Origin of the sequence: Rhodobaculum claviforme, from assembly GCF_016653255.1 — a bacterium.
In the GTDB taxonomy this organism is placed as follows: Bacteria; Pseudomonadota; Alphaproteobacteria; order Rhodobacterales; family Rhodobacteraceae; genus Rhodobaculum; species Rhodobaculum claviforme.
In genome coordinates, this window is sequence record NZ_NHSD01000085.1 from 1 (window position 1) to 5,158 (window position 5,158).

The 5,158-nt window shown below is 71.9% G+C and carries 4 protein-coding genes; all 4 read left to right on the top strand.

What is annotated here, in order from left to right; translation table 11 throughout:
• Positions 1–107: 107 nt before the first annotated feature.
• Positions 108–731, top strand: a complete 624-nt coding sequence (locus tag CCR87_RS01475; protein ID WP_201155557.1) for a DUF2460 domain-containing protein — start codon at positions 108–110, stop codon at positions 729–731.
• Positions 728–1,603, top strand: a complete 876-nt coding sequence (locus CCR87_RS01480; protein ID WP_201155558.1) for a DUF2163 domain-containing protein — start codon at positions 728–730, stop codon at positions 1,601–1,603. The genes CCR87_RS01475 and CCR87_RS01480 overlap by 4 nt, the downstream gene beginning before the upstream one ends.
• The gene (locus tag CCR87_RS01485) at positions 1,600–2,052 is read left to right on the top strand and encodes a C40 family peptidase (protein WP_201155559.1); all 453 of its coding nucleotides are present in this window, start codon (positions 1,600–1,602) and stop codon (positions 2,050–2,052) included. Before CCR87_RS01480 ends, CCR87_RS01485 begins: the two co-directional genes overlap by 4 nt.
• Before the next feature lie 11 nt (positions 2,053–2,063).
• Positions 2,064–5,158: baseplate multidomain protein megatron (locus CCR87_RS01490; protein ID WP_201155560.1), on the top strand; the 3,095-nt coding region annotated here is incomplete at its 3' end.

The following is a 5,158-nucleotide window of genomic DNA, read 5'->3' on the forward strand; positions in this document are numbered from 1 at the left end:
CATCAACGTCGCGACGCCAGATCTGGAGGGGTTCCGACGCTCCGAGGGGCAGATCGCAGGCGAGATCGGCCGGATGATCGCGCGCGGCCAGAAAAACAGGTGAGTCAATGGCATTCCACGAGGTGAGATTCCCCACGAGCCTGAGCTTTGGCGCGCTGGGCGGCCCGGAGCGGCGCACCGAGATCGTCACGATGGCCAATGGGTTCGAGGAGCGCAACAGCCCCTGGGCGGGCTCGCGGCGGCGCTATGACGCGGGGATGGGGCTGCGCAGTCTGGACGATGTGGAGGCGCTGCTGGCGTTCTTCGAGGCGCGCGCGGGGCAGTTGCACGGGTTCCGCTGGAAGGACTGGGCCGACCACCGCTCGGCCCCCGCGTCGCGGCCCATCGCGGCGGGGGATCAGGTGTTGGGGACCGGGGACGGGCAGCGCACGGAATATGGCTTGCGCAAGGCCTATGCCTCGGGGGGGGCGGTGTATCACCGGCCGATCCTGAAGCCGGTGGCGGACAGTGTGTGCGTGGCCGTGGGCGGCGCCGAGGCCACCGGCTGGACACTGGACCCGGCGGCGGGGCTGGTGGTGTTCGACGCGCCCCCGCCGGACGGTGCGCGCGTGACCGCGGGATTTGCCTTTGACGTCCCGGTGCGCTTCGACACCGACCGGATCGAGGTGTCGATGGCGACATTCCAGGCCGGCGAGGTGCCGCGCGTGCCGGTGGTGGAGATCCGGATATGACCCTGCAGGCGCATCTGGAAACCGGCACCACCACCATTGCGCGGGCCTGGGCGGTGACCCGGCGAGACGGGGAGGTGGCGGGGTTCACCGATCACGACCGCGACCTTGCGTTCGAGGGCATCACCTTTCGGGCGCGCACCGCGCTGACCGCGAGTGCGTTGCAGCAGATGACCGGGCTGGGCGTGGACAATACCGAGGCCGCGGGCGCGCTGAGCGATGCGGGTCTGCGGGAGGTCGATATCCTGAGCGGTCGGCTGGATGGGGCCGAGGTGCGGCTGTGGTGGGTCAACTGGGCCGATGTGACCGAGCGCGCGCTGAAGTTCCGGGGCTGGCTGGGCGACATCACCCGTGTGGGGCGCGCGTTCCGGGCCGAGCTTCTGGGGCTGAGCGAGCCGTTGGGCCGGTCGCAGGGGCGGGTCTATCAGGCGCCGTGCTCGGCGGTGCTGGGGGATGCGGCGTGCGGAGTGGATGTCATGGTGCCTGCGCTGTCGGTGGCGGCGGTGCCGCAGGCGGTGCCGGAGGGCGACCGGCTGGTGTTCGCGGCGCTGCAGGATCACGCGCCGGGCTGGTTTGCGCGCGGGCGGCTGGAGGTCCTGGAGGGGCCGGCGGCGGGTCTGGGCGGGCTGATCAAGTCGGACCGGGAGGGCGCAGGTGGCCGCGAGATCGTTCTGTGGGAGCGGCTGCCCGTGCCACTGGGGGCGGGCCATGCGGTGCGTCTGGTCGCCGGATGCGACAAGCGCGCGGACACCTGCCGCAACAAGTTCGGAAATTTCCTGAACTTCCAGGGCTTTCCCCATATCCCCGGCGAGGACTGGATGATGGCGGTGCCGCGCCAGGGCGGGCTGAACGATGGCGGGAGCCTGAAGCGGTGACGGGCGCCGATGTGGTCGCGCAGGCGCGCGGCTGGGTCGGCACGCCGTGGTGCCACGGCGCCGCCTGTCGGGGGGCGGGGGCGGATTGCCTGGGCCTTGTGCGGGGGCTCTGGCGCGAGATCCGGCCCGATGAGGTGCCCTCGGTTCCGCCCTATCCGCCCGACTGGGCCGAGGTCGGGCCGCCGGACCGGCTGGTGGCCGGGCTGGCGCGGTCGCTGGTGTGCTGCGCCGGGCGCACGCCGGCGCCGGGCGATGTCCTGGTGTTCCGGCTATCGGCGCGCGGCCCGGCCAAGCATCTGGGCGTGCTGACCGAAGCAGGGCCACAGGCGCGCTTCGTGCATGCCTGTTCGGGACATGGTGTCGTCGAGGCCGCGCTGAGCGCGCCCTGGCGGCGCAGGATCGTTGCGCGGTTCGCCTTTCCCGGCATTTCCACGCCACACGCCACGTAACGGAGGGCTTCATGGCCACGATCATTCTGGGTGCCGTGGGCGGCGCCATCGGCTCGGGCATCGGGGGCACGGTTCTGGGCCTGTCGGGCGCGGCCCTGGGGCAGGCGGTGGGTGCGACGGTGGGCAATGTGATCGACCAGCGCCTGATGGGGGCGGGGTCGCGCGCGGTGGAGACCGGCCGGCTGGACCGGCTGCGCCTGACGGGGGCGAGCGAGGGCACGCCGGTCGCGCGGGTATGGGGCCGCACGCGGGTGGGCGGTCAGGTGATCTGGGCCTCGCGGTTCTCCGAGACGGTCGAGACGCGGCGCGTGGGCGGGGGCAAGTCCGGCGCGAAGGTGACGGAGTTCTCGTACTCCGTGAGCCTGGCGATCGCGCTGTGCGAGGGGGAAATCGTCGGTGTCGGGCGGGTCTGGGCGGATGGGGCGGAGGTGGTTACGGACCGTCTGGCGATGCGTGTCTATACCGGGGGTGCCGGGCAGATGCCCGATCCGCGCATCGAGGCGATCGAGGGTGTGGGTCGGGCGCCGGCCTATCGCGGGATCGCCTATGTGGTGATCGAGGACCTGGACCTTGCGCCGTTTGGAAATCGGGTGCCGCAGTTCTCGTTCGAGGTGCTGCGCTCGGCCGAAGGGGCGGCGGTGCCGGATCTGATGCAGGGGGTGCGGGCGGTGGCGCTGATCCCCGGCACCGGCGAGGCGTCGCTGTCCACCCGCCCCGCCGCCACCGGTGCGCCCGAGGGGCCGTTGCCCGACCTGCCGGAGGTGCTGATGCCGGCGCTGGGGGCGGCGCTGGGCGGTGCGCGTCCGGTCAACGTCAACACGCCGACCGGGCGCACCGACATGGAGGTTGCGCTGGAGCAGTTGACGCTGGAGTTGCCGCGGTGCCGGTCGGTGCTTCTGGTGGTGTCGTGGTTCGGAGACGACCTGCGCTGCGGGCTGTGCAGTGTGCGGCCCAAGGTGGAGCGGCATGGGTCCGGTCCGCGCTGGCAGGTGACGGGCCTCGATCGTGGTGCCGCGCAGGTGGTGTCGCAGGTCGACGGCCGGGTGGTCTATGGTGGCACGCCGTCCGATCATACCGTCGTCGAGGGCATCGCGGCGCTGCGCGCGGCCGGGCAGCGGGTGGTGTTCTATCCGTTCCTGTTGATGGAGCAGGGGCCGGGGAACGGCCTGCCAGATCCGTGGACGGGGGCGGCCGACCAGCCGGTGCTGCCGTGGCGCGGCCGCATCACCGGCGCGATCGCGCCGGGCCGGCCGGGCACGCCCGACCGCACCGCCGCGGCCGATGCGCAGGTCGCCGCGTTCTTTGGCGCGGCCCAGCCGGGGCATTTCGCGGTGCAGGATGGCCGGGTCGTCTATTCCGGTCCTTCGGATGACTGGGGCTTTCGCCGATTCATCCTGCATTACGCCTGGCTGGCAAAGGCGGCCGGGGGGGTGGATGCGTTCTGTGTGGGCTCCGAGATGCGCGGGCTGACGCAGCTGCGCGGGGCGTCCGGGTTTCCTGCCGTGGCGGCGCTGCGCCAGCTTGCGGCCGAGGTGCGCGCGATCCTCGGGGCGCAGGTGCGCATCAGCTATGCCGCCGATTGGTCGGAGTACTTCGGCTATCAGTCGCCGGAGGGGGACCGCTATTTCCATCTGGACCCGTTCTGGGCCGATCCTGCGGTCGACTTCGTCGGAATCGACAACTACATGCCGCTCAGCGACTGGCGGGATGGGGCCGGGCATGCCGACGCGGCGGCGGGATCGGTTCTGGACCTCGACTATCTGCGCGCCAATGTGGAGGGCGGTGAGGGGTTCGACTGGTACTATGCCTCGGCCGCCGATCGTGACGCGCAGCTGCGCACGCCGATCACGGATGGCGCGCATGGCGAGGCCTGGATCTGGCGCAACAAGGACCTGCGCAGCTGGTGGCAGTCGCCCCACCACGAGCGTATCGGTGGGGTTCGGCAGGCCACCCCCACGGCCTGGGTGCCGCAGTCCAAGCCGTTCTGGTTCACCGAGCTGGGATGCCCGGCGGTGGATCGTGGCACGAACCAGCCGAATGTGTTTCTGGACCCGAAGTCGTCGGAGTCGCACCTGCCGTACTTCTCGGGCGGGGGACGTTGCGACGCGATCCAGCAGCAGTACCACCGCGCGATGATCGCCCATTGGGGCGCGCCCGTGAACAATCCCCTGTCGGCCGTTTATGGCGGGCGCATGGTGGACATGGACCGCGCGCATGTCTGGGCGTGGGATGCGCGCCCCTTCCCGGCCTTTCCCGCCCTGACCGAGGTCTGGAGCGACGGGCCCAACTGGGACAGGGGCCACTGGATCACCGGGCGCACCGCGGCGCAGCCGCTGGCGAGCGTCGTGGCCGAGATCTGCCATCGCGCCGGCGTGCCGCAGGTCGATGTCTCGCAGCTGTACGGCATCGTGCGGGGTCTGCGCACGACCTCGACCGAGCCTGCGCGGGCTGTGTTGCAGACGCTGATGCTGGCGCATGGCTTCGATGCGATCGAGCGGGACGGCGTGTTGGCGTTCCGCACGCGCGGGGGGCATGCCGCGGCGGTTCTGGGCGCGGCGGATCTGGGGGCGCGGGACGGGGGTGCCGTCGAGGTGACCCGGGCCGCCGAGGCCGATGTGGCCGGGCGCGTGCGCATCGTCCACACCGAGGCAGAAGCCGATTTCGAGGTCCGCGCCGTCGAGGCGGTATTGGCCGACGACCCCGGCGCTGTGGCGGCACAGACCGACCTGCCGATGGTGCTGCTGGGCCCCGAGGCCGAGGCCATCGCCGAGCGCTGGCTTTCCGAGGCCCGTATCGCGCGCGATACGCTGCGGCTGTCGTTGCCGCCCTCGTCCGGGTTGCGGGCGGGGGATGTGGTGGCGCTCGATCTGCCGGAGGGGCGCCGGACGTGGCGGATCGACCGCATCGAGACGGCAGCCGGCCACGAGGTCACGGCGGTGCGGGTGGAGGCCGGCAGTCACCGTGCGCCCGCCCGTTTCGGTGGCGGAACGCAGACCGGGGCGGGACCCCGCCAGAAGCCGTTCGCGTATCCGCCGCCGGTGCTGCCGCTGTTTCTCGATCTGCCGCTGCTGACGGGGGCCGAGGATCCGCAGGCGCCGCACCTGGC